Origin of the sequence: Arthrobacter sp. PL16 (assembly GCF_035985055.1) — a bacterium.
Taxonomy (GTDB): Bacteria; Actinomycetota; Actinomycetes; order Actinomycetales; family Micrococcaceae; genus Arthrobacter_D; species Arthrobacter_D cheniae.
Window position 1 is genome coordinate 21,006 of the sequence record NZ_JAXCIC010000009.1, and the last position, 20,400, is coordinate 41,405.

Annotated in this window: 17 protein-coding genes, 1 tRNA gene and 1 pseudogene; 13 read left to right on the forward strand and 6 right to left on the reverse strand. The window is 67.1% G+C overall.

Annotation, left to right across the window (positions count from 1 at the left end):
• Positions 1–25 precede the first annotated feature (25 nt).
• Together RCH21_RS15180 and RCH21_RS15185 are read left to right on the forward strand one after the other, a co-directional pair.
• Entirely contained in the window at positions 26–283 is a 258-nt protein-coding gene (locus RCH21_RS15180) for a type B 50S ribosomal protein L31 (RefSeq protein ID WP_120150123.1), read from the forward strand.
• Positions 284–436: 153 nt separating this feature from the next.
• Entirely contained in the window at positions 437–1,513 is a 1,077-nt protein-coding gene (locus RCH21_RS15185) for a lipoate--protein ligase family protein (RefSeq protein WP_326965089.1), read from the forward strand.
• Here the strand turns inward: RCH21_RS15185 and pepN are convergent.
• Positions 1,498–4,107, reverse strand: coding sequence for an aminopeptidase N (gene pepN, locus RCH21_RS15190; protein ID WP_326965090.1), 2,610 nt, complete (start codon positions 4,105–4,107; stop codon positions 1,498–1,500). The two genes, RCH21_RS15185 and pepN, sit on opposite strands and share 16 nt — an antisense overlap.
• A 200-nt stretch (positions 4,108–4,307) precedes the next feature.
• Here pepN and RCH21_RS15195 point away from each other — a divergent pair.
• A pseudogene (locus RCH21_RS15195) lies at positions 4,308–4,475 on the forward strand (transglutaminase family protein); the annotation flags it as partial.
• A 66-nt stretch (positions 4,476–4,541) separates the two neighbouring features.
• Here RCH21_RS15195 and glgC read toward each other — a convergent pair.
• A complete protein-coding gene (gene glgC, locus RCH21_RS15200) occupies positions 4,542–5,786 on the reverse strand; it encodes a glucose-1-phosphate adenylyltransferase (protein WP_120150120.1) in 1,245 nt (414 codons plus the stop codon).
• Positions 5,787–5,920: 134 nt separating this feature from the next.
• Between glgC and glgA the strand changes: the two genes are divergently transcribed.
• Positions 5,921–7,114: a glycogen synthase gene (glgA, locus tag RCH21_RS15205; RefSeq protein ID WP_326965091.1), complete on the forward strand. Its 1,194-nt coding sequence runs from the start codon at positions 5,921–5,923 to the stop codon at positions 7,112–7,114.
• An 84-nt stretch (positions 7,115–7,198) separates the two neighbouring features.
• Here glgA and RCH21_RS15210 read toward each other — a convergent pair whose 3' ends face one another.
• Together RCH21_RS15210 and RCH21_RS15215 are read right to left on the reverse strand one after the other, a co-directional pair.
• Positions 7,199–9,313 (reverse strand): acyl-CoA dehydrogenase family protein, encoded by a 2,115-nt coding sequence (locus RCH21_RS15210; RefSeq protein WP_326965092.1) that lies wholly within the window; start codon positions 9,311–9,313, stop codon positions 7,199–7,201.
• Positions 9,310–10,107: a TetR/AcrR family transcriptional regulator gene (locus tag RCH21_RS15215; RefSeq protein ID WP_326965093.1), complete on the reverse strand. Its 798-nt coding sequence runs from the start codon at positions 10,105–10,107 to the stop codon at positions 9,310–9,312. The genes RCH21_RS15210 and RCH21_RS15215 overlap by 4 nt, the downstream gene beginning before the upstream one ends.
• A gap of 64 nt (positions 10,108–10,171) precedes the next feature.
• Here RCH21_RS15215 and RCH21_RS15220 point away from each other — a divergent pair, with 64 nt between their 5' ends.
• The 6 genes from RCH21_RS15220 to RCH21_RS15245 all read left to right on the forward strand — a co-directional run bounded on the left by RCH21_RS15220 (position 10,172) and on the right by RCH21_RS15245 (position 17,025).
• Positions 10,172–11,488, forward strand: a complete 1,317-nt coding sequence (locus tag RCH21_RS15220) for an acetyl-CoA C-acetyltransferase (protein WP_326965094.1) — start codon at positions 10,172–10,174, stop codon at positions 11,486–11,488.
• Positions 11,488–12,864 (forward strand): 3-oxoacyl-ACP reductase, encoded by a 1,377-nt coding sequence (locus RCH21_RS15225; RefSeq protein ID WP_326965095.1) that lies wholly within the window; start codon positions 11,488–11,490, stop codon positions 12,862–12,864. The genes RCH21_RS15220 and RCH21_RS15225 overlap by 1 nt, the downstream gene beginning before the upstream one ends.
• Positions 12,837–13,769 carry a MaoC/PaaZ C-terminal domain-containing protein gene (locus RCH21_RS15230; RefSeq protein ID WP_326965096.1) on the forward strand — a complete coding sequence of 311 codons (933 nt, stop codon included), beginning with the start codon at positions 12,837–12,839 and terminating at the stop codon, positions 13,767–13,769. Before RCH21_RS15225 ends, RCH21_RS15230 begins: the two co-directional genes overlap by 28 nt.
• 154 nt (positions 13,770–13,923) lie before the next feature.
• Entirely contained in the window at positions 13,924–14,877 is a 954-nt protein-coding gene (locus RCH21_RS15235; RefSeq protein ID WP_326965097.1) for a trypsin-like serine peptidase, read from the forward strand.
• 116 nt (positions 14,878–14,993) lie between these two features.
• A complete protein-coding gene (locus RCH21_RS15240) occupies positions 14,994–16,244 on the forward strand; it encodes a kynureninase (RefSeq protein WP_326965098.1) in 1,251 nt (416 codons plus the stop codon).
• Positions 16,237–17,025, forward strand: a complete 789-nt coding sequence (locus RCH21_RS15245) for a M50 family metallopeptidase (protein WP_326965099.1) — start codon at positions 16,237–16,239, stop codon at positions 17,023–17,025. Before RCH21_RS15240 ends, RCH21_RS15245 begins: the two co-directional genes overlap by 8 nt.
• Positions 17,026–17,029: 4 nt before the next feature.
• Here RCH21_RS15245 and RCH21_RS15250 read toward each other — a convergent pair whose 3' ends face one another.
• Positions 17,030–17,305 carry a hypothetical protein gene (locus tag RCH21_RS15250; protein WP_326965100.1) on the reverse strand — a complete coding sequence of 92 codons (276 nt, stop codon included), beginning with the start codon at positions 17,303–17,305 and terminating at the stop codon, positions 17,030–17,032.
• 273 nt (positions 17,306–17,578) lie between these two features.
• On the opposite strand from RCH21_RS15250, the gene RCH21_RS15255 reads away from it, so the two are divergent.
• From RCH21_RS15255 to RCH21_RS17205, 3 genes are all read left to right on the forward strand, one after another.
• Positions 17,579–17,661: transfer RNA gene (locus tag RCH21_RS15255), tRNA-Leu, on the forward strand.
• Positions 17,662–17,780: 119 nt separating this feature from the next.
• Positions 17,781–18,317 carry a hypothetical protein gene (locus RCH21_RS15260; protein WP_326965101.1) on the forward strand — a complete coding sequence of 179 codons (537 nt, stop codon included), beginning with the start codon at positions 17,781–17,783 and terminating at the stop codon, positions 18,315–18,317.
• Complete coding sequence (locus RCH21_RS17205; protein ID WP_442784726.1) at positions 18,318–19,325, forward strand: site-specific integrase; 1,008 nt, start codon at positions 18,318–18,320, stop codon at positions 19,323–19,325.
• Here RCH21_RS17205 and RCH21_RS15270 read toward each other — a convergent pair.
• Positions 19,250–20,371 carry a metallophosphoesterase family protein gene (locus tag RCH21_RS15270; protein ID WP_326965103.1) on the reverse strand — a complete coding sequence of 374 codons (1,122 nt, stop codon included), beginning with the start codon at positions 20,369–20,371 and terminating at the stop codon, positions 19,250–19,252. The two genes, RCH21_RS17205 and RCH21_RS15270, sit on opposite strands and share 76 nt — an antisense overlap.
• Positions 20,372–20,400 lie beyond the last annotated feature (29 nt).

The following is a 20,400-nucleotide window of genomic DNA, read 5'->3' on the forward strand; positions in this document are numbered from 1 at the left end:
CCAGGCAACCAGAGAAGGTAGTCCCGTGAAGTCTGATATCCACCCCAAGTACCAGCCCGTCGTGTTTCGCGACCTGGCCTCCGACCAGGCGTTCCTGACCAAGTCGACGGTCGGCTCAGCCAAGACCATCGAGTGGGAAGACGGAAACACCTACCCCCTCATCGAGGTCGAAATCTCCTCGGAGTCGCACCCGTTCTACACGGGCAAGCAGCGCATCATGGACTCCGCCGGGCGCGTCGAGCGCTTCAACGCCCGCTTCAAGGGCTTCGGCGGCAAGAAGTAGTCCCGTTCTTTCACACCACAGGACACACGGGCGCACGCGCTCCATCCTTCAGGAAAAGCCACGCCGCTCCGGCGTGGCTTTTCCCGCTTAACGCACCGAACACGCGCACAAGGCCGCAACCCGCAGCGGGTCAGCACCAAGGAGGTCCGCAGCATGGAACAGGAATCGGACACGGATCGCCTGCATGGCGAGTTCAAGACGCCCGGCGGGAAGCTCACTGCCGTGGACCTCTCCATACGGGACGGGCGCATGGTCGATGTCTCCGTCAACGGGGACTTCTTCCTCGAGCCGGACGAGGCCCTGCTCGACATCAATGACGCACTCGAGGGGCTGCCCGCCGATACTGCGCCGGGCGAGATCGCGGCTGCCGTCACGGCCCGCCTCGATCCCTCGGTCGTCCTGTTCGGCTTCTCCGCGGGAGCCATCGCGACGGCCGTCCGGCGGGCGCTCGGCAGGGCTACGGGCTTCGCGGACCACGAGTGGGAGATCATCCCTCCGACGCCGCTGTCCACTCCCATGCATGTCGCCATGGACGAGGTCCTCACGCACGACGTCGGAGCGGGTGCACGCAACCCGACGATCAGGTTCTGGGAGTGGCAGTCACCGTCCGTGGTGATCGGCAGCTTCCAGTCCGTGCGGAACGAGGTGGACCAGGGAGGCGTGGAGCGGCACGGCGTGACAGTCGTGCGGCGGATCAGCGGGGGAGGAGCCATGTTCATGGAGCACGGCAACGCCATCACCTACTCCATCTACGTCCCGCAGTCCCTCGTGGACGGCTTGAGCTTCGCCGAGTCCTACCCCTTCCTCGATGCCTGGGTCATGGAAGCGCTGGAGCGGCTCGGCATCAGGGCCTGGTACCAGCCACTCAACGACATCGCGACGGAGGTCGGGAAGATCGGCGGAGCCGCGCAGAAACGCCTCGCCAACGGCGGCATGCTGCACCACGTCACCATGAGCTACGACATCGACGCGGACAAGATGCTCGAGGTACTGCGGATCGGCAAGGAGAAGATGTCGGACAAGGGCACCAGGAGCGCCAAGAAGCGCGTGGACCCCCTGCGACGGCAGACCGGCAGGACGCGCGAGGAGATCATCGAGGTGATGATCTCGACCTTCCGGCAACGCTTCGGCGCCGTCGACGCCACCTTGTCGGAGGATGAGCTCCGCCGCGCCGAACATCTGGTGGAGCGGAAGTTCGGCACGGACGAGTGGCTCTACCGCGTGCCCTGAGCCTGAGCGGTCAGGGCTCGCACGAGGTGGTCCCGCTCCTCGAGGATGATGCGGCGGAGTGCGGCCGGGGCATCGGCGTTGGCGTGCAGCCAGTCATCCGTCCGCACGACGACGGGGTGGTCCGCGGGTTCTCCGTCGAGGTCCTGGCGACCCGGGTACAGGCCCCGGACGATCCTGCCGGCCATCTCTATGCCGCGGGTCGCCCATACGCCGCGGATCGCCCGGAAGTAGGGTTCCTCGTACTGGCCGATGAGGTTCCGCGAACCCAGCATGAAGCCCTCGATCGCAGCACTGAGGAGTTCGTTCGACAGGCGCGTACCGTGGACGGCCTCCTCCCAGGTGGCTTTCTTGATCCAGGCATCCGGTATCGCCGCGGACGCCAGCGTGAAACCGACCCTGCCGGACGCCGTAGCGTCCGCGGTCCTCTCCGCCTCGAGTTCACCCGGAAGTACACGCTGCTGGGCTGCGAGCCCCTGCAGGAAGAACCAGCGGAGTTCGGCGTCGAGCCGCAGCCCGCTGACGTTATCGTCGCCGTCGAGCAGAGCGCGCAGGTGGTCCGCGGGGCGCGGTGCGGTGCGCGCTGCGGCCGCCAGCGCCCTGGCCCAGGCGAGCTGGTGGTCGGACCCTTCGTCGGCGCCGCGGAGTCCGTCCCACAGGAAGTTCCCCACCCGCTCGCGCAGGGCGGCGCGTTCCACCGCAGGGGCGAAGCTCTCGACCGCGGTCCGCGCATTCGCCAGCAGGACCTGAAGGACGCCGACGCCCGTCTCCGCGGGTGCGGCGAGCATCACGGCATCGAGGTAGGCATGGACCGGCAGGGCGGCATCCCTGGTGCTCGACCACAGGGCGGTGAGGCAGGTGGCGCGAGCAAGCGGATCCTTCAGACGGTGGATAGAGGTCAGAAGCGTCGAGAGGGACCGGTCGTCGAAGGAGAGCTTGGCGTAGGTGAGATCGTCGTCATTGACGAGGAGCAGATCGGGCTGCCTCCTGCCCGTCAGCGCCGGTACGAGCGTGCGTCCGCCCGTGACGGTCACGGCCTCCGATGCGGATCGGACCAGCCAACCGTCGGCGTCGAACGTGTAGAGCCCGACACGGATCCGGTGGGGGCGGGGCTCGTCGAGGCCTGTCACCGGGTCGACAGCGTCCTGCACGAGTGCCACGCCACCGTACGCGCTCCCGTCGACCGTGACCTCTGCCCTCAGGGACGGCACGCCGGAGGTCTGCAGCCAGGACTGCGACCAGGCCGTGAGGTCCTGCCCTGTCGCGTCGGTCAGCACGTCGAGCAGGTCCATGAGGGTCGTATTGCCGTATTCGTGCTTTCGGAAGTACTGGCGTGCGGCAGCGGTGAAGGCATCACGGCCGACGAACGCCACGAGCTGCTTCAGCACCGAGGCGCCCTTGGCGTAGGTGATGCCGTCGAAGTTCTGCTTTGCCGCTTCGAGGTCCGGGATGTTCGCGACGATCGGGTGCGTCGTCGGAAGCTGGTCCTGCACGTAGGCCCATGCTTTCCGTCGATTGGCGAAGCTGACCCACGAGGTGCGCCAGCGGGTGGCTTCGGCGAGGGCGAGGGCGCCCATGTAGTCCGCGAAGGACTCCTTCAGCCAGAGGTCGTCCCACCACGTCATCGTCACGAGGTCGCCGAACCACATGTGCGCCATCTCGTGGAGGATCGTGTTCGCCCGGCCCTCGCGCTGGGCGTCCGTGGCGGCGGACTGGAACACGTAGTTCTCCGTAAAGGTCACGAGCCCCGGATTCTCCATGGCGCCGAGGTTGTACTCCGGCACGAAGGCCTGGTCGTACTTGCCGAAGGGGTAGGGGTAGTCGAAGACGCCATGGAAGAATTCGAGGCCGCGCTTCGTGGTGTCGAAGATCTCCGGTGCGTCGAAGGACGGGGCGAGTGAACGGCGGCAGTAGAGGGCCAGGGGCACCTCGAGGCCTTCGCCCGCGGTCCCGGCCCCGCCCGTCCAGGTGTCGGTCTCCCGGTGGTACGGCCCGGCGAGCACAGTGGTGATGTAGGTCGAGATCCGGCGCGTCGGTGCGAAGACCCACCGCGACGTGCGGGCACCCGGCTTTCCGACCGGTTCCACGCTGGTCTCGATCCCGTTCGAGGCAACAGTCCAGTCGCTGGGGGCGAGGACGCTGAAGGAGAACGAGGCCTTCAGGTCCGGCTGCTCGAAGTTCGCGAAGACACGGCGGGCATCGGCCGGCTCGTACTGCGTGTACAGGTAGGTCTCGTCGTCCGCGGGATCGACGAACCGGTGTAGCCCCTCCCCGCTGGAACTGTAGAGGGCCTGACCCGTCACCACCACGGTGTTCTCTGCGGCGAGGTCGTGCAGGTGGATCCGGGCGCCGTCGCTGACGGCGGAAGGGTCGAGGGTCCTGCCATTCAGCTCCACAGCGGTGACGTCACCGATGAAGTCGAGGAAGGTCCCACCGCCGGGCTGCCGGCAGGTGAAGACCACTGTGCTGGTGGTCCGGTAGCTGCGCGCACGGGCATCACGCGCCTGGGAAAGATCCAGTTCGACGGTGTAGCTCTCGGTCTCCAACAGCGCCGAACGGGCGGCCGCCTCGTCGCGGCGCAGGTTCTCGTTCTCCATCGGGCCATTCAACCACGCCCCCGGCAGCCGCCGATCCGGGTACCCGTCGCTTTGTTTCAGGCACGTCGACGCGACCTGTGTCCGCGTGACCGTCCATGTATCGGCAGGTTCTGCACGGGGCAGCACGTGCCGTCCTCGACTGGCTGAGGACGCAGATGGACTACGTGCAGGGCGCTACAGGAGTGTAGACCGACGCGCGCGACGGCGAGTGGCGCGGCTAGGATCCGACCAACAGCGGACCCGTCGGCGATTTCCATGTCTCGGTGGCCCACGGGCGCGACTACCGCGACGTGTCGCCCCTGAAAGGCATCCTGTCCGGCGGCGGAGGGTTGACGCTCAACGTCACGGTGGCCATCACCCGCCTGGCCCGAGTCGCTCGTGACGACAAAGGCCCCGGCACGTGCCGGGGCCTTTGTCGTGGATCGGATGCCGCCTCAGCCGGGCTCGATGACCTGGCCCTTGCTGATGATGGTCAGGCCTGACTCCGTGACGGCGAAGCCCCGCCGGCGGTCGAGCTCGGCGTCCACCCCGATGCGCGCCCCGGGCGGGATCCGGACGTTCTTGTCGACGATGGCCCGCCGGACCACGGCGCCCGCGCCGACGTTCACCTTGTCGAGCAGGACGGACCCGGTGACCTCGGCCGATTCCGCGATGAACACGTCCGTCGCCAGCACGGAGCTCTGGACGGCTCCACCGGACACGACTACACCGGCGGAGACGATCGAGTCGTGGGCCTCGCCCGACTTCCCGGAGGAGCTGCGCACGAACTTGGCCGGCGGCGAGACGCTCTGGCGCGTGTAGATGGGCCACTGCAGGTTGTACAGGTTGAACAGCGGCAGCGGCGAGATGAGGTCCATGTTCGCGTCGTAGTACGAGTCCATGGTGCCGACGTCGCGCCAGTACTGGCGGTCCCGGTCCGTGGCGCCAGGGATGTCGTTCTGCGTGAAGTCGTACACCGCCGCGTCGTTGCGCTCCACGAAGTAGGGGATGATGTCCCCGCCCATGTCGTGCTTCGTGTCCAGGCGCGCGGCGTCGTCCTCGAGGGCCTTCACGAGCGCGTCCGTCGTGAAGACGTAGTTGCCCATCGAGGCCAGGAAGCTGTTCGGGTCGTCGGGCAGGCCGGGCGTGGAGTCCGGCTTCTCGACGAACGCGGCGATGCGTCCCGGATCGCTCTGATCCACCTCGATCACGCCGAACTGGTCCACGAGGTTCATGGGCTGGCGGACGGCCGCGACGCTCACGGACGCACCGCTCTTCACGTGGGCGTCGACCATCTGCGCGAAGTCCATGCGGTACACGTGGTCGGCGCCGATCACGACGACGATGTCGGGCTGCGCGTCGTGAATGAGGTTCAGGGACTGGTAGATGGCGTTCGCGCTGCCGAGGAACCAGCTCTTGCCGCGGCGCTGCTGGGCCGGGACGGACGCGATGTAGTTGCGCAGCTGGGTTGACATGCGCCAGGTCTCGGAGATGTGCCGGTCGAGGCTGTGGGACTTGTACTGCGTCAGTACCACGATCTGAAGGTAGCCGGAGTTCACGAGGTTGGATAACGCGAAATCTATGAGCCGATAGCTCCCCGCGAAGGGTACGGCCGGTTTGGCCCTGTCCGCGGTCAGAGGCATGAGCCGCTTACCTTCTCCGCCTGCCAACACCACGGCAAGTACTTTCTTCGGTGCCACTTCTGACCCCCCGCTCTTCTTTGAGTGTTCTGCGTCCACGACCGGTGGTCGATCAAGCGTAGGTCTACCCGTCCCGGAACCCTTCCGGTCACTTCACACTAGAGGACTCCGACGCACTGCACTACGTTGGGTGAGTGCGAGTAGACATTGTGACCAAGGAGTTCCCGCCCGAGATCTATGGTGGCGCGGGGGTGCATGTAGCGGAGCTCAGCAGGGTCCTCGCGCCACAGGTGGACCTCCGGGTCCATGCGTTCGGCAAGCCCCGTCCGGAGGACTACCACGGCGCCTCGGTGCTCTCGTACGGAGTTCCCGAGGGCCTATCCGTAGCCAACGCCGCCGTGCAGACACTCGGGACCGACCTGCAGATGCTGTCGGCCATCGGGGGCGCCGACCTCGTGCACTCCCACACCTGGTATGCCAACATGGCCGGCCACCTCGCATCGCTCCTGCACGGCATCCCGCACGTACTGAGCGCCCACAGCCTGGAGCCCCTCCGCCCGTGGAAGGCCGAGCAGCTCGGCGGCGGATATGCGGTGTCCTCCTGGGTGGAGAAGACGTCCTACGAGGCCGCGGCCGCCGTCATCGCGGTGTCTGCCGGCATGCGGGCGGACATCCTCCGCAGCTACCCCGACGTCGACCCCGGCAGGGTGCACGTGGTGCACAACGGCATCGACGTCGCCCAGTGGTCCCGTGATGCGGGGGACGACGCCCTCCTCGCCCACGGGATCGACCCCGACCGGCCGAGCGTGGTGTTCGTCGGTCGCAATACCCGGCAGAAGGGCGTCCCCTACCTCCTGCGTGCAGCGGCCCACCTTCCGGCCGACGTGCAGCTCGTCCTCTGCCTCGGCGCCGCCGATACCCCGGAGCTGGCAGCTGAGACCGAGGTGCTCATCGCGAACCTGCGGGAGCGGCGCGGCTCCGTCATCCTCATCGAGAAGATGCTGCCCCGGCGTGAGGTCATCCAGATCCTGAGCCACGCGACCGTCTTCGCCTGCCCCTCCATCTACGAACCCCTCGGCATCGTCAACCTCGAAGCCATGGCGTGCGGGGCCGCCGTCGTCGCCTCGGCGACCGGCGGGATCCCGGAGGTCATCGACGACGGCGTGACCGGCACCCTCGTACCCCTCGAGCAGGTGCAGGACGGCACCGGGACTCCGCTCGACCCGGAGACGTTCGTCGCCGACTTCGCGGCCGCACTGAACGTGCTGCTCGGCGACCCCCAGCGGGCCGCGGCCATGGGTGCCGCCGGCCGCGAGCGGGCAGAGCGCCACTTCGACTGGGGATCCATCGCGGAGACGACCCTCGACGTGTATCGCAGCGTCCTCTGACGACCCTGCCGCTCCGACTACCCTGCCGCTCGGAACACCTCGACGCTTCGGCATCCTGTCCAGGCACTCCACCGGCTGCCGGTGTCAGCGCCTGGCACGGGCGGCTTTGTTCGCTTTCTTCTCCTTGGCGACGCGGGCCAGGAGTGTCTTCTCGTCGATGGGTGCGTCTCCACTGGCACGACGGCGGCGCATGTACTCGGCCGCTTCCTGCTGGCGCTGGTCCTCGACCCCGGTGGCAATTGTCGACCGCAAGTGCTCCTGGCCGTAGCCGAAGGCCTCCACGAGATCCAGGGCGTGGGGGCGGATCTTTGCGAGCAGCCGGTTGATGTAACCGTCGAGCGTCCGTGCGCGCTGCGAGGACAGGCGGCCGTTCATGAGGAACCAGGCCAGGTCCTTCTCGATCAGGCACAGGCCGAACAGGTCGCGGAGTCGCGTGACGACCTCACGTGTCCCCAGATCCTCGATCTTCTTCAGGCCGCGCGTGAATGCCTCCCACTGGAGGAGCTCAGCGTGGGCGTGCGCCACCTCGATGAGCTCGTTCTGGTGCTCATTGAAGAGCGCCGCTGACTTTTCCTGGGACTTGCCCCTGGCCCCGCGCAGCACGCCCGCGAGTTCGGCCACGCGCGTCTGCACCCGGTCGGTGAGCAGTTCGTGCTGGGTATCCTCGTCGCGCAGGGCGATCGCCGACTTCTTGCCGGATCCGGTGTCCGCGACGGTCTGGGCGACCCGCCGGAGTCCGGAGCGGTGCAGGGTCCTCCCCGCAGCCTGCGAGACGGCGTAGCGGGCGAGGACTCCGAAATCGACGCCCTTGAACTCCTTGGCGTAGTCGGTCAGGAGGCGCTTCGCCACGAGTTGCAGCAGGACGTTGTTGTCGCCCTCGAAGGTCACGTACACGTCGAGGTCGGCGCGCAGCGACGCGAAGCGGTTCTCGATGAGGAAGCCCTGGCCGCCGGTGGCCTCCCTGCACTCCTGCAGCGTGTCGAGCGCCAGCCAGGTGCTCAGTGGCTTGAGTGCCGCGGCAAGGGTCTCGAGGTCCTGGCGGTCCTCGTCGGTGTCGTGTCCGCCGGAGAACACGTCGTCGAACTTCTCGAGGAGTTCCTCGTGCGCGAAGGAGGCGGCGTAGGTCGCCGCGAGGCGGGGCAGGAGCCGGCGCTGGTGCCGCTGGTAGTCCATCAGCACCTCTTCCCTCAGATCCGAGGAGGCATTGAACTGGCGCCGCTGGGTCGAGTAGGTGATAGCCGCGGTCAGCGCGAGCTTGCTCGCGGCCACGGCGGCACCGTCGAGCGAGACGCGGCCCTGCACCAGGGTTCCGAGCATCGTGAAGAACCGGCGGCCGGGGGAGGCGATGGACGAGGTGTAGGTGCCGTCCTCGGCGACGTCGCCGTAGCGGTTGAGTAGGTTCGTCCGGGGGACCCGGACGTCCGTGAAATGCAGCCGACCGTTGTCGATGCCGTTGAGGCCACCCTTGATGCCGTCATCCTCGCCCCCCACGCCCGGAGTGAAGGAGCCGTCCTCGTTGCGGAGCTGGACATAGATCCCGTGCACGCCGTGGTTCACGCCGTTGGTGATCAGCTGCGCGAAGACGACGGCCGCGCGCCCGTCGATGGCTCCGTTGCCGATGTAGTCCTTCCACGCTGCGCGGAACGGCGTATTGATGACGAACTCGTCCGTAGCGGCGTCGTAGGTGGCGGTCGTGGCGATGCTCGCGACGTCGCTGCCATGACCGGTCTCGGTCATCGCGAAGCACCCGGGGATTTCCATGTTCATGATTCCGGGCAGCCATGCCTCGTGGTGCTTCTCGGTGCCGAGGTGCATGACGGCGGAGCCGAAGAGGCCCCACTGCACGCCTGCCTTGATCTGCAGCGAGGGATCGGCGACGACGAGCTCCTCGAAGCCTGCGACGTTGCCGCCGTGGTCGTCGTTGCCGCCGAAGGCCTTGGGGAAGGCTCGGTGCACGGCTTGCTGCTCCACGAGGTAGTGGAGCTGGTCCAGGCAGCGGAGGCGGTGATCGTGGTGCGTGAGGCCCTCGATCTTGTGGACCTCCGGGCGGCCGGCGAGCTCACGGGCGACACGGCGCACGTGCGCCCATCTGCCCAGGAGCAACTCGCCGAGTTCCGCGGTGTCGACCGTGGCCTGCTCGTCGTCCCTGATGTCTGCAGTGGCGGGGATCTGCTGCGGTCTGGAGATGATCTGGGTCATGGCGTGTCCTTCGCTGGTGGGCGGGTGTCGAGGGAGGAAGCGGGAGTGGAAGCCGGGACGACGGGTGGGTTTGCGGTGTCCAGCGGCACGAACGCCTCGTAGCTGCTGACGCCGTCGAAGAGCCAGCCCGTGATGTGGCGGGCCATCTGACCCTCGGTGGGTTTGTCGGGTCCATCGGCCGTCGAGAGCCAGTGCTCACCTGCTGCCCTCACCATGCCGATGGCTGCGGCAGGCCAGTACTCGGGAGCGGCGTCGTCGGGACCGCTCGGCCGATCGGGGGAGAGGAGGTAGGCGCGCATGGGTCGGGACACCATCTCGGTGACCGCGGCGAGGAAGTGGGCGAGGGTGTCCTGGCCACCGTCATCGTTCGTGGTCGACTCCGCGATGCCGACCCGGGTCACGAAGGCGTAGACGTTCGGTGAGGTCCGTGCCATCTGCAGGTAGGCGAGGACCATGGAGCACAGGCCCTCCCGAGGCGTGGTGGCTGCCCTCGCAGCTTCGAGGACCTTTTGCTGCATCTGGCTGATGACCACCTCGGCCACCGCGCGCTGCAGGCCCGTCTTGTCGCCGAAGTAGCGGTAGTAGACCGATTTCGACGTGTCGGCGGCTGCAGCGATGTCTTCCATCGACGCCCCGGGGCCGAGTGCGTCGATCGCCCTTCTCGCGGCCTTGATCAGCTCGCGGCGTCTCTGCGCGCGATGCTCCTCCCAGCGGCTGAACCGGCCGTCCGGAGCCGATGAAACGGCGTCGGACGCCTTGGCTGAGGCGCTCTTGAGAGCGGAGGCAAGCTTCATGATACCAACCGTATCAGGTACGCTAGGTATCGGTAATCCACCCACTCGCATCAGGAGCTTTTCCATGGCAGATCAGGCCGGGGCGCAGAACGCTGCCCAGTCATCCCGCACGGCAGTCGTCATCGGCGGTAACCGCATCCCCTTCGCCCGCGCCGGCGGTGCGTACGCCTACTCCTCCAACAAGGACATGCTCATCGCGGCGCTCGATGGGCTCGTGGCCCGGTTCGGTCTGCAGGGCGAGCGCATCGGGGAGGTTGCCGCAGGTGCCGTCCTGAAGCACTCCCGCGACTTCAACCTGACGCGCGAGGCCGTCCTCGGTTCGGCGCTCTCGCCGCAGACGCCCGCCTACGACCTGCAGCAGGCCTGCGCCACCGGACTCGAGACCGTGGTGGGACTGTCCAACAAGATCAAGCTCGGGCAGATCGAGTCCGGCATCGCCGGGGGTGTCGACTCCGCCTCCGACGCACCCATCGCCGTCAGCGAGGGCCTGCGCCGCGTGCTGCTCGACCTCTCGCGCGCGAAGACCACGCCACAGAAGCTCCGGATCCTCAGCACGCTCCGCCCGAAGGATCTCTCGCCGAACGCGCCAGGCACCGGTGAACCGCGGACCGGCCTCTCGATGGGTGAGCACCAGGCCATCACCACCGCGGCCTGGAAGATCACCCGTGAGGCCCAGGACGAACTCGCCTACCGCAGCCACCACAACCTCGCTGCTGCGTACGAGCGCGGTTTCTTCTCCGACCTCATGACTCCATACCGCGGCCTGACCAGGGATGCGAACCTCCGCGCGGACACCTCGCTGGAAAAGCTGGCAACGCTCAAGCCCGTCTTCGGCAAGGGACTCGACACCCCGGCGACGATGACCGCCGGCAACTCGACCCCCCTGACCGACGGCGCCGCCCTCGTCCTGCTCGGCAGTGAGGAATACGCGACGGCCAACAACCTGCCGATGCTTGCGAATATCGTCGACGCCGAAGCGGCGGCGGTGGACTTCGTCCATGGCGAGGAGGGACTGCTCATGGGAGGCGTGCACGCCGTGCCCCGCCTGCTGGAGCGCAACGGGCTCACCTTCGACGACTTCGACTTCTTCGAGATCCACGAGGCCTTCGCCGGGACGGTCCTCAGCGCCCTGGCCGCGTGGGAGGACGAGGACTACTGCAAGCGCGTCCTCGGACTCGACGGCGCGCTCGGCAGCATCGACCGCTCCAGGCTCAACGTCCACGGTTCCTCGCTCGCGGCCGGGCACCCCTTCGCCGCGACCGGCGGCCGCATCGTCGCGTCGCTCGCCAAGACACTCTCGGAGCAGGGCGGACGAGGCCTCATCTCCATCTGCGCCGCAGGCGGCCAGGGCGTCGTCGCGATCCTCGAGGCGAGGAACTGATGGCCGACACGTACCTGGATCTCGTCAACACACCCCTGCCGGCGAGGATCGCCAAGGCCCTCGGCCTGCCGCGTCCGTCGGTGCTGCGCAGGTACACCCCCGGCGAGGTGCTCGCCTCGAAGCCCGTGCTGGTAGCCGGCTCCGGCCCGGGAGCGGATGCGCTTGCCGAGGAGTTGCTGGGCTGGGACATCGAGGTCCGGCGCCACGTCCTGCCCGGTGAGAAGCTGAGCGCCGCCGTCGTCGTGCTCGATGGTGCCACCCGGCCGACCGACCTCGCGGCTCCCATGCTCGAACTCGGGCAGGCGGTACGGATGCTCGTGGCGGGAGGGCGGGTCGTCGGAGTCTTCCGCTCGTCCGCGGATGCGCCCGGTCCCACCGAGGCGGCCGCCCGACAGGGCATCGACGGCGCCATCCGATCCGTCGCACACGAGCTCCGAGGTGGTGCGACCGCGAATGGCATCATCCTTCGCGGAGACACGACGACAACCGATCCCACGACGCTCGGGGCCCTGCGCTTCCTCCTCTCCGGCAAGAGCGCCTACGTCGACGGCCAGTTCATCGAGGTGCGCTCCGCCCCGGCCGAGAGCATCGCCGATCTGGCGGCCTCGACGACGGCGGTCGGCGAAGGGGTGCCCGACCAGCCCCTGGCAGGGAAGACGGCGGTGGTCACCGGAGCCGCCCGCGGCATCGGCGCGAAGATCGCGGAGGTGCTGGCCCGGGACGGCGCACGCATCATCGCCGTCGACGTGCCGGCCGCCGGTGAGCAGCTCGTGGAGGTGGCGAATCGCGTCGGCGGAACCGCTCTCCAGCTCGACATCACCGAGCCCGATGCAGGAGCGCGCATCCTCGACCACGTGGGCCGGCGCTTCGGCCGCCTGGACATCCTGGTGCACAACGCCGGTATCACGCGTGACAAACTGCTCGCCAACATGGATGCGTCCCGCTGGGACTCCGTGATTGCGGTCAACATCGCCTCACAGCTGCGGATGAACGAGCAGGTGCTCGCTTCCCCGGTCTTCTCGGACACGGGGCGCATCGTCAGCCTGGCCTCGACGAGCGGCATCGCGGGAAACCGCGGCCAGAGCAACTACGCCGCATCCAAGGCAGGTGTGATCGGTATGGTCCGCGCGCAGGCAGCGGTGTTCGACGGTACCGGCCGCACGATCAACGCAGTGGCACCCGGGTTCATCGAAACCGATATGACAGCGAAGATCCCGGCGCTCACCCGTCAGGTGGCACGCCGCCTCAGCAGCCTGCAGCAGGGCGGCCTTCCCGTGGACGTCGCCGAGACGATCGCGTTCCTCGCCTCCGATGCGGCGGCGGGAGTCAACGGGCAGGTGGTCCGGGTGTGCGGACAGAACCTGGTGGGCGCGTGAACGGGGCGCTGCCCGCCCAGGTCGAGCTGACCACGGTCCCCGGCCTCGCGGGCCTCTACAGGCAGGCACTCGCGCTCGCGGTGCGGAGGAGGGTGAGGCTTTCACCGACGCCGTCCGTCCTCCCCGCCGTGAGGCACAGGGTCGGGGGCGTGGCGGTGGACCTCGGCGGACTGACGCGCTTCCAGCACCTGCTCGGCTCCGCAGCGCGAGATGTGCTGCCCTCCGCCTACCTCCACACGCTCGCGTTCCCGGTAGCCATGAGCGTCCTCACCCGGGCGGATTTCCCGCTGCCACTCCTGGGTATGGTGCACCTGAGCAATGAGGTGCACCAGGAGCGCCAGATCAGCGCCTTCGAGAAGCTCGACGTCGTGTCGTGGAGCGAGGACCTGCGCCCGCATCCGGCAGGACTGCAGGTGGACCTCGTGACGGAGATCGGCGTCGACGGCATCCGCGTCTGGTCGGGCCGCTCGGTCTACCTCGCCCGCGGCATGCGGCTCGAGACCCCGGATCCGGGTGAGCGGGGTCCGAAGGACCGGCCCGCCTTCAGCACGCCCGCGACGACGGGCCTCTGGCGGCTCGACGCCGACACGGGCAGGCGGTACGCCGCAGTATCGGGAGACTGGAATCCCATCCACCTCAGCGGCCTCACAGCGAGGGCGCTCGGTATGAAGACGGCGATCGCCCACGGCATGTACCTGGCGGCGCGGATGGTGGACGAGGCCGTGCCCGCACCCGCCGGCCCCCTGGCCTGGCGGATCGACTTCGCGAGCCCCGTTCTTCTTCCGGGTACCGTGACGACGTCGTTCCTCCACAGGGGCACACGGGACGACGAGCGCATCGACGTCGTCGGCTGGTCGGCCGCCCGGCAGCGATCGCACTTCACGGGATGGGTTCGCGCGGAATAGTTTCATGCCGGGACCACCCTGTCCAGACAAGCGATGATTTTTGGAGGAGAATCTTCCGAAGTCGTACTTTTCGCTGGGCGCGGCCTCCGTCGTCCGGGCAGACTCCAGACACCAGCCCACGAAGGCAGGCCCCACTGCATGGAAAGAGGAGTTCGTGAACTCTAAGAGCCTCAAAGCCGGCATGATCGCCGCTTCGGCCCTGATGGCATCAGCGTTGATGGCCGCAGGTCCGGTTCAGGCGGCACCTACGGCGCCCTCCGCAGGCACCGTGTCGCACACCCAGAACGAGAGCCAGGTATCCCTGGACGCCTACTGGACGACCGACAGGATGAAGAACGCGAAGCCGGCCAACACCATCAACTCCGGATGGGCTGCGGAGGGCCGGTCGATCATGCCCAAGGCAGGGCAGGAATCAGTGGCGAAGGCCCCGAAGGAGACCGTCGTCGAAGCCCGCGCCACCGCCCAGACGGCGGTTCCCCACATCGGCAAGGTCTTCTTCAGCCAGGGCGGCCAGAACTACGTCTGCTCGGGCAACTCCGTCCAGAGCGGGAACCAGAGCACCGTGGCGACGGCAGGCCACTGCACGTACGACCTCTCCACCGGCTTCGTCACGAACTTCGTCTTCGTCCCCGCGTACAACAACGGCGCGGCACCCTACGGCAAGTTCACGGCACGCTCTCTGCATGCAGCCAATGAATGGGTGTCCCGCAACGACATCAACTACGACGGCGCCTTCGCCGTCATGAACACCCTGAACGGCAGGACGCTCTCGGCCACCGTCGGCGCGTCGAGCATCGGCTTCAACATGGCGCGTAACTTCGGCTACACCGCGTACGGATACCCAGCCGCCTCGCCCTTCAACGGCGAGCGACTCTACAGCTGCTCCGGCACGGCCTCGGCCGACCGCGTCGGCGGTACCCAGTCGCAGGGCATCCCCTGCGACATGACCGGCGGATCCTCGGGCGGCCCGTGGTTCGTCGGATCGGGCGCGGGCGGCACCCAGAACTCCGTCAACAGCTTCGGCTACAACACGCAGAAGAACGTCATGTACGGGCCCTACTTCGGTAGCTCCATCCTGGCGGCCTACACAACGGCGGCCAGCCGGTAGCCCAGCGCCACCAGCGCAAACATCGGCATGAGCAGGGCGGTTCCCCTCGGGGAGCCGCCCTGACGCCTTCCCTCGACCCTGCGAGGACTCCGTATTCGCCACCCTAGACTGGAGCCATGACCGGCATCACCATCGCTGACAGGGCGGCCGAGCTCGACGCCGCCGACCCCCTCGCACACCACCGCGATCTCTTCATCGGTACTCAGGACGACGCCGTACGGGCCTATCTCGACGGCAACTCGCTGGGACGTCCGCTGGCGGTGACGGTGGACAACCTCACCTCGTTCATCAGGCAGCAGTGGGCCGGGCGCCTCATCCGGGGATGGGACGAAGGCTGGCTGGGGGTGCCCCAGCAAATCGGCGACCAGCTGGGCCGGGTGACCCTCGGCGCGGCCGCCGGCCAATCCATCGTCGCGGACTCGACGAGCGTCCTGCTGTACAAGCTTGCTCGGGCCGCGGTGGCTGCCCGCCCGGACCGCAGCGAGATCGTCATCGACCGCGACAACTTTCCCACCGACCGCTTCATCGTGGAGGGTATCGCCCGCGAGCGGAACCTCACCGTGCGGTGGATTGATGTCGCGTACGACGGCGGGGCGACAGCCGGGGACGTCGCCGCGGCCGTCGGGCCGCAGACTGCGCTGGTCCTGCTCAGCCACGTGGCGTACCGGTCCGGGCACATCGCCGACGTGCCGGGCATCACGAAGATCGCCCACGACGCCGGGGCCCTCGTCCTCTGGGACCTCAGCCACTCCGTCGGATCCGTGCCCGCCGAACTGGATGCGTGGGATGTCGATTTCGCGGCCGGCTGCAGCTACAAGTACCTCAACGGAGGACCGGGCGCTCCGGCATGGGCCTACGTGGCGCAACGGCACCTGCCGACACTCGACCAACCGATTCCCGGGTGGCTGGGCAGCGCCGATCCCTTCGCGATGGGCGCCGCGTACCAGCCGGCAGACGGCATCCGGAAGCTCGTCTCCGGTACACCTCCCATCTTCGGCATGCTCGCCATGCGCGACATGCTGAACCTCCTCGAGCAGGTCGGCATGCCCTCGGTCCGGAGGAAGTCCGAACTCCTGACGGCCTTCGCCATCGAGGCGGTTGAGGAGCTGCTCACCAAGCACGGGGTGGTCCTCGCCTCACCGCGGGCGGCGTCGGAACGCGGCGGACACATCACGATCGACCATCCGGCCTTCGCCACGATGGTGCCCGGGCTGTGGGAGGACGGGATCATTCCCGACTACCGCAACCCTGACGGCATCCGGCTGGGACTGTCGCCCCTGTCGACCTCGTTCCGTGAGGTCGCAGTGGCGATCGAGGCGATCGCCGGGCGCCTGGAGAGCTCTACCGGCGCGGCTGCCGTTGAGTAGCGGACCGGCGAGCGGCTCCCTCGTGGGTCCTGCCCCCGTGCTTCTGTGGGAACGCATTACCGACGGCTTCACCCAGGGTGCTCCGCCCGAGCTCGGCCTCGCCGCGATCATCGCCATCGTGCTCGCGGCCGCAGTCCTGTCGCTGCCTCGGCGGTCATGGCGCTACTTCGGCCTCTTCGTCACCGTCGTGCATGAGCTAGGGCACGCGACGGCCGCGCTGCTGACACTGCAGCGAGTCACCGGAATCATCCTTCGCCTCGACCACTCCGGCACGACCACGAGCATGGGACGCCGCGGCTGGCGCGCCGCCTTCACCACCTTCTGGGGCTATCCGGTACCCGCCATGGTCGGCGCCGCGCTCGTCTGGAGTGCCGCCCACGGCTGGGCCGGTGCCGCGCTGTCGGCCGGGGCGCTGGTGCTGGTCGCTGCGCTCGTCCTGATCAGGAACGGTCAGGGCGTTCTCATCCTGGGCGGCAGTGCGGCAGTAGCGCTGGCGCTCGTCTGGTTCGGGGGCGGGGCCTCCGCGGGCTATGCCTGCCTGGTCCTCGGTATCGCGCTGCTGGTCGGTTCCTGCCGCGACTGGGTGAAGGTGATGCGCGTGCATGCACGACGACGGGATCTCTCGTCGTCGGACGCCTACCTCTTGCGGGGGACCACTGGCGTGCCGTCGCCGCTGTGGCTCGGCCTGTTCGCGCTGGTCATCGGTGCCGCGCTGGTCCTGGCCCTCGGACCGATCGCGCTGATCGCCGGGAGCGCCGGCAGTAGTGGTGCTGGAGCCTGATCAATCAGTTGCCGCAGTTGCGAGCGCGTCCCGAACTATAGGGAGCACCTCGTTGCCGGCACAGGTCGTCGAAGAGTTCATTGACGGCCTGGGAGATGCAGTCCCGTTCGTGGTCGGGTAGGTCGATGAGGCCGTGGAGGTATGCATTGACCTCGTACTCGTCGACGCCTCCGCCCATGCTGAAGTAGTGGAGCCAGAGCTCACCCGTGGAGATGTTGGCGCGTTGCATCGCGTCATAGGTCAGGGCGAACTGCTCCTGGTCGGGATTCGTCTCGTTCACGTCATCCATTCCATGCACTCGGGCCGCCACGGGCACCACAGGCTCAGGCCAGTGGTGAGGACAGCATACGCAATCGGGGTGATCCTGCGCACGGTCCCGAAGCCGTTGCCGCCCCCCGACCGCGGGTGTACAGCGTTGCAGGTCCTCGATCGACGGCCGTACGACGTGCATCGGGTCCATGGCTGGGGGAGCCCCCGATTCAACTCCTGGGGCGAAGTCGTGTTAGAGTCTTTCTCGTTGCTTTCGCCGGTTTCGACCGCGAAAAAACCACCCGCGCGGGTGGCGGAATGGCAGACGCGCTAGCTTGAGGTGCTAGTCCTCTTCTGAGGGTGGGGGTTCAAGTCCCCCTCCGCGCACAAAGAAAACCCCGGTTCGCCGGGGTTTTTTTGTGCCCTCGACCACGTGGAGCGCCATGTCGACCACGCGTGTGCCGAAATCCGTCACTCGTGGGAGCACGACTCGCATAGTTCTTTGCATGGCGAACATAGAGGAGAGGCCCCGCAAGAACGGCCAGACGGCTTACATACTGCGATGGGCGGACAAGCGAACCCATGAGCGGAAGTCTCACCGGTTCGCTGACGAGCACGATGCACGGCGGATGCGCTTGGTTTTGGAGGCCCATGACCATGACACGGAGCGGGCCTTGGAGAATGTGCGAAAGCACTACCAGTCGGTTTATATCGTGAGCGACATGGTAAGTGACCACATCGAAATGCGAACCTGGGCAAACGGCTACACTGTGCGGCGGTACAAGGGCATACTTCGCAGGCACATAGATCCCATTTTGGGTAGCGTTGCTGCTACTGATGTCGACTATCGCGATGTTGTTCGCTGGATCAAAAGCCTGCAGGGAAACGGTCTCGCACCCAAATCAATCTCGAATGCTCATGGTCTTCTGTCAGCTTCTTTCAAGTCCGCTGTTCGGGAGAAAAAGAGGCCCGATAATCCATGCCAGGGCGTCGCTGTGCCCCGAGACAGAAGAACCGAAGAGCCCGTTTCCTTCCTCACATAGTTGGAGTGGAGGCTACTGCAGTGCCACATCGAAGATTACCTACCCCTGTTCGTTTTCTTAGCGGCAACGGGAACGAGATTCGGTGAAGCCACTGCCCTCTACGCTCGAGACTTCTCAGTCTCTTCGGAGGGGCACACGTTGATCACAATCACGTGCGCTTGGACCCGAGACGAACAGAACCGGCCCGTCATGGGACCGCCGAAGACGTCCAAGTCGAAGAGGACTATCAACCTCGAAACTGGTATCGCCCAGGGCTTCTCACAACTGCTATTAGAATCCGCACAAACAGGGCGTCACCTTTTCGCCAGCGCTAGCGGCGGTCCGATCGACCACAGGCGGGCGTGGGAGGTTTGGGATCGGGCTGTGAAAGCCGCACGACTAAGCGGTCTCACCAAGCAGCCGCGAATCCACGACCTGCGCCACTCGAATGCGTCTTGGCTTCTGCAAGCAGGTTTAGACATCTATAAGCTTCAGATCCATCTGGGCCATGAGTCGATCACAACTACTCTCGATAGATATTCCCATCTTCTCCCGGAAGGGACGGTCGAAACCGCTGTTGCTATGCAGCGCGCTTTCGGTGCTTGCGAGGATGGCCTGCTCGATACCGTCGATCTCGTCATCGTTGAGCTCGGGGATGACGCGGTAGAGCGACTCGTCGATCATCCACCAGAGGTCGTTGTCATTGGTTGCGCTGCTGAAGCAGGTCGCAGTCCACGCGTCGTGGTCAATTCTCCTGGCGAATCCGGGCTCACGGTGGTGGTTGAAGGAGATGCGCGTTCGGATGGGAAGGTCGCGGAACGCGTCCCCGGTCTGGGTGCGTGGATCTTGCGAGAAGCTCATGAGGGTTCCTCCTGGTTGGGGTTTCTGCCCATGTGTGCGGACTGGCGGTGGCATCTCACCGTGCCCGGACGGTTAGACTCTGCGGCGTGTACTCATCGGCCGATGGTGAAGCTGTCGACGAGCCGGCCCGACGGGTCGATCGCCCTGCCGACGAGGTGGTCCTCGTAGACCAGCAGATCGACGTAGTGCAGCGTCGAGCTGCTTACCGCGGTGAAGTCCCGGCGACCGGTCGAACGCAGTTTCGCACCCGCTCCCGAAACGACATAGGTCACGCCGTCCTGCGGAGTCGAGCGCTGGTAGTCGTGGTCATGCCCGGCCAGCACGAGCGGGACGCCCGCTGCCGCGAACAGGGGACTCCACGCGTCGCGAACCGCCTGGTCGGAGCCGTGATGGCCGGCGGAGTACGCCGGGTGGTGCATCGCGACCACTGTCCAGGCCCCCGGTGGTTGCGGTTCCGCCAGTGCCGTTCGCAGCCATCTCGTCTGTTCCTCGTCCTCCACACGTACGGAATCCATCACGAGTACCCGTACCGGACCCACCTGTTCCGTGTACCAGGGGCTCTGGCGGCCGAGGTGTTCGAGGATCTGTCGTTGTTCACCGCTGTCGTAGTCATGGTTTCCCAGCACCGGCAGCAGTTCGGCACCGCGGTCGATGATCGGGGCGAACGGCTCGGAGACGAAGCGCTCGGTCAGCTCGGCCTCTCCGTCCTCGTAGATCAGGTCACCGAGCAGGATCAGCGCATCGTAGGGATCCTCCCGGCTCTCAGCGCGCATGCGATCGGCCGTAGCGTATTCGGCGGCGTCTCCGGTCCCGGTGTCGCCGGCAATCGCCAGGCGTACGATCGGTGGCTCGGCGACCGGCGGCACCGGGCCGCCGGCGCTGGCCGCGGGCCGGTCCCGGGAGAAGAATGGCGTCGCAAAGGCCGGCGGGTACAGCACGACGAGAACGAGAGCAGCACACGCCAGCACCAGTCCCAAGATGAGTGCGGCTCGCCGGTGCGCCATGGACCCAGTGTGCGCGGTGGACGGGAGTACCGCCACGCCGGTTTGCCCCTCAGAGGATGGCAGCCGCACGGACCAGCGCGGCGGAAGGACCCCTGCCCGGTCTTCCGTGACCGTCACGGCTGGGACGGAGAACACGAGGTCGCCGTCGCGGGAGACCAGGACTACATGTGGACGATGCTCGAGCTCATCGAGGCTCCATGTCGGGGCCACCCGTCATTCAAGACAGAGTGGATGCAGTC

Excerpts from the sequence above, each read along its gene's own strand:
- RCH21_RS15185 (WP_326965089.1), top strand. The coding sequence starts at position 437 with ATGGAACAGGAATCGGACACGGATCGCCTGCATGGCGAGTTCAAGACG.
- pepN (WP_326965090.1), bottom strand. The coding sequence starts at position 4,107 with ATGGAGAACGAGAACCTGCGCCGCGACGAGGCGGCCGCCCGTTCGGCG.
- RCH21_RS15210 (WP_326965092.1), bottom strand. The coding sequence starts at position 9,313 with ATGACCCAGATCATCTCCAGACCGCAGCAGATCCCCGCCACTGCAGAC.
- RCH21_RS15215 (WP_326965093.1), bottom strand. The coding sequence starts at position 10,107 with ATGAAGCTTGCCTCCGCTCTCAAGAGCGCCTCAGCCAAGGCGTCCGAC.
- RCH21_RS15220 (WP_326965094.1), top strand. The coding sequence starts at position 10,172 with ATGGCAGATCAGGCCGGGGCGCAGAACGCTGCCCAGTCATCCCGCACG.
- RCH21_RS15225 (WP_326965095.1), top strand. The coding sequence starts at position 11,488 with ATGGCCGACACGTACCTGGATCTCGTCAACACACCCCTGCCGGCGAGG.
- RCH21_RS15240 (WP_326965098.1), top strand. The coding sequence starts at position 14,994 with ATGACCGGCATCACCATCGCTGACAGGGCGGCCGAGCTCGACGCCGCC.
- RCH21_RS15260 (WP_326965101.1), top strand. The coding sequence starts at position 17,781 with ATGGCGAACATAGAGGAGAGGCCCCGCAAGAACGGCCAGACGGCTTAC.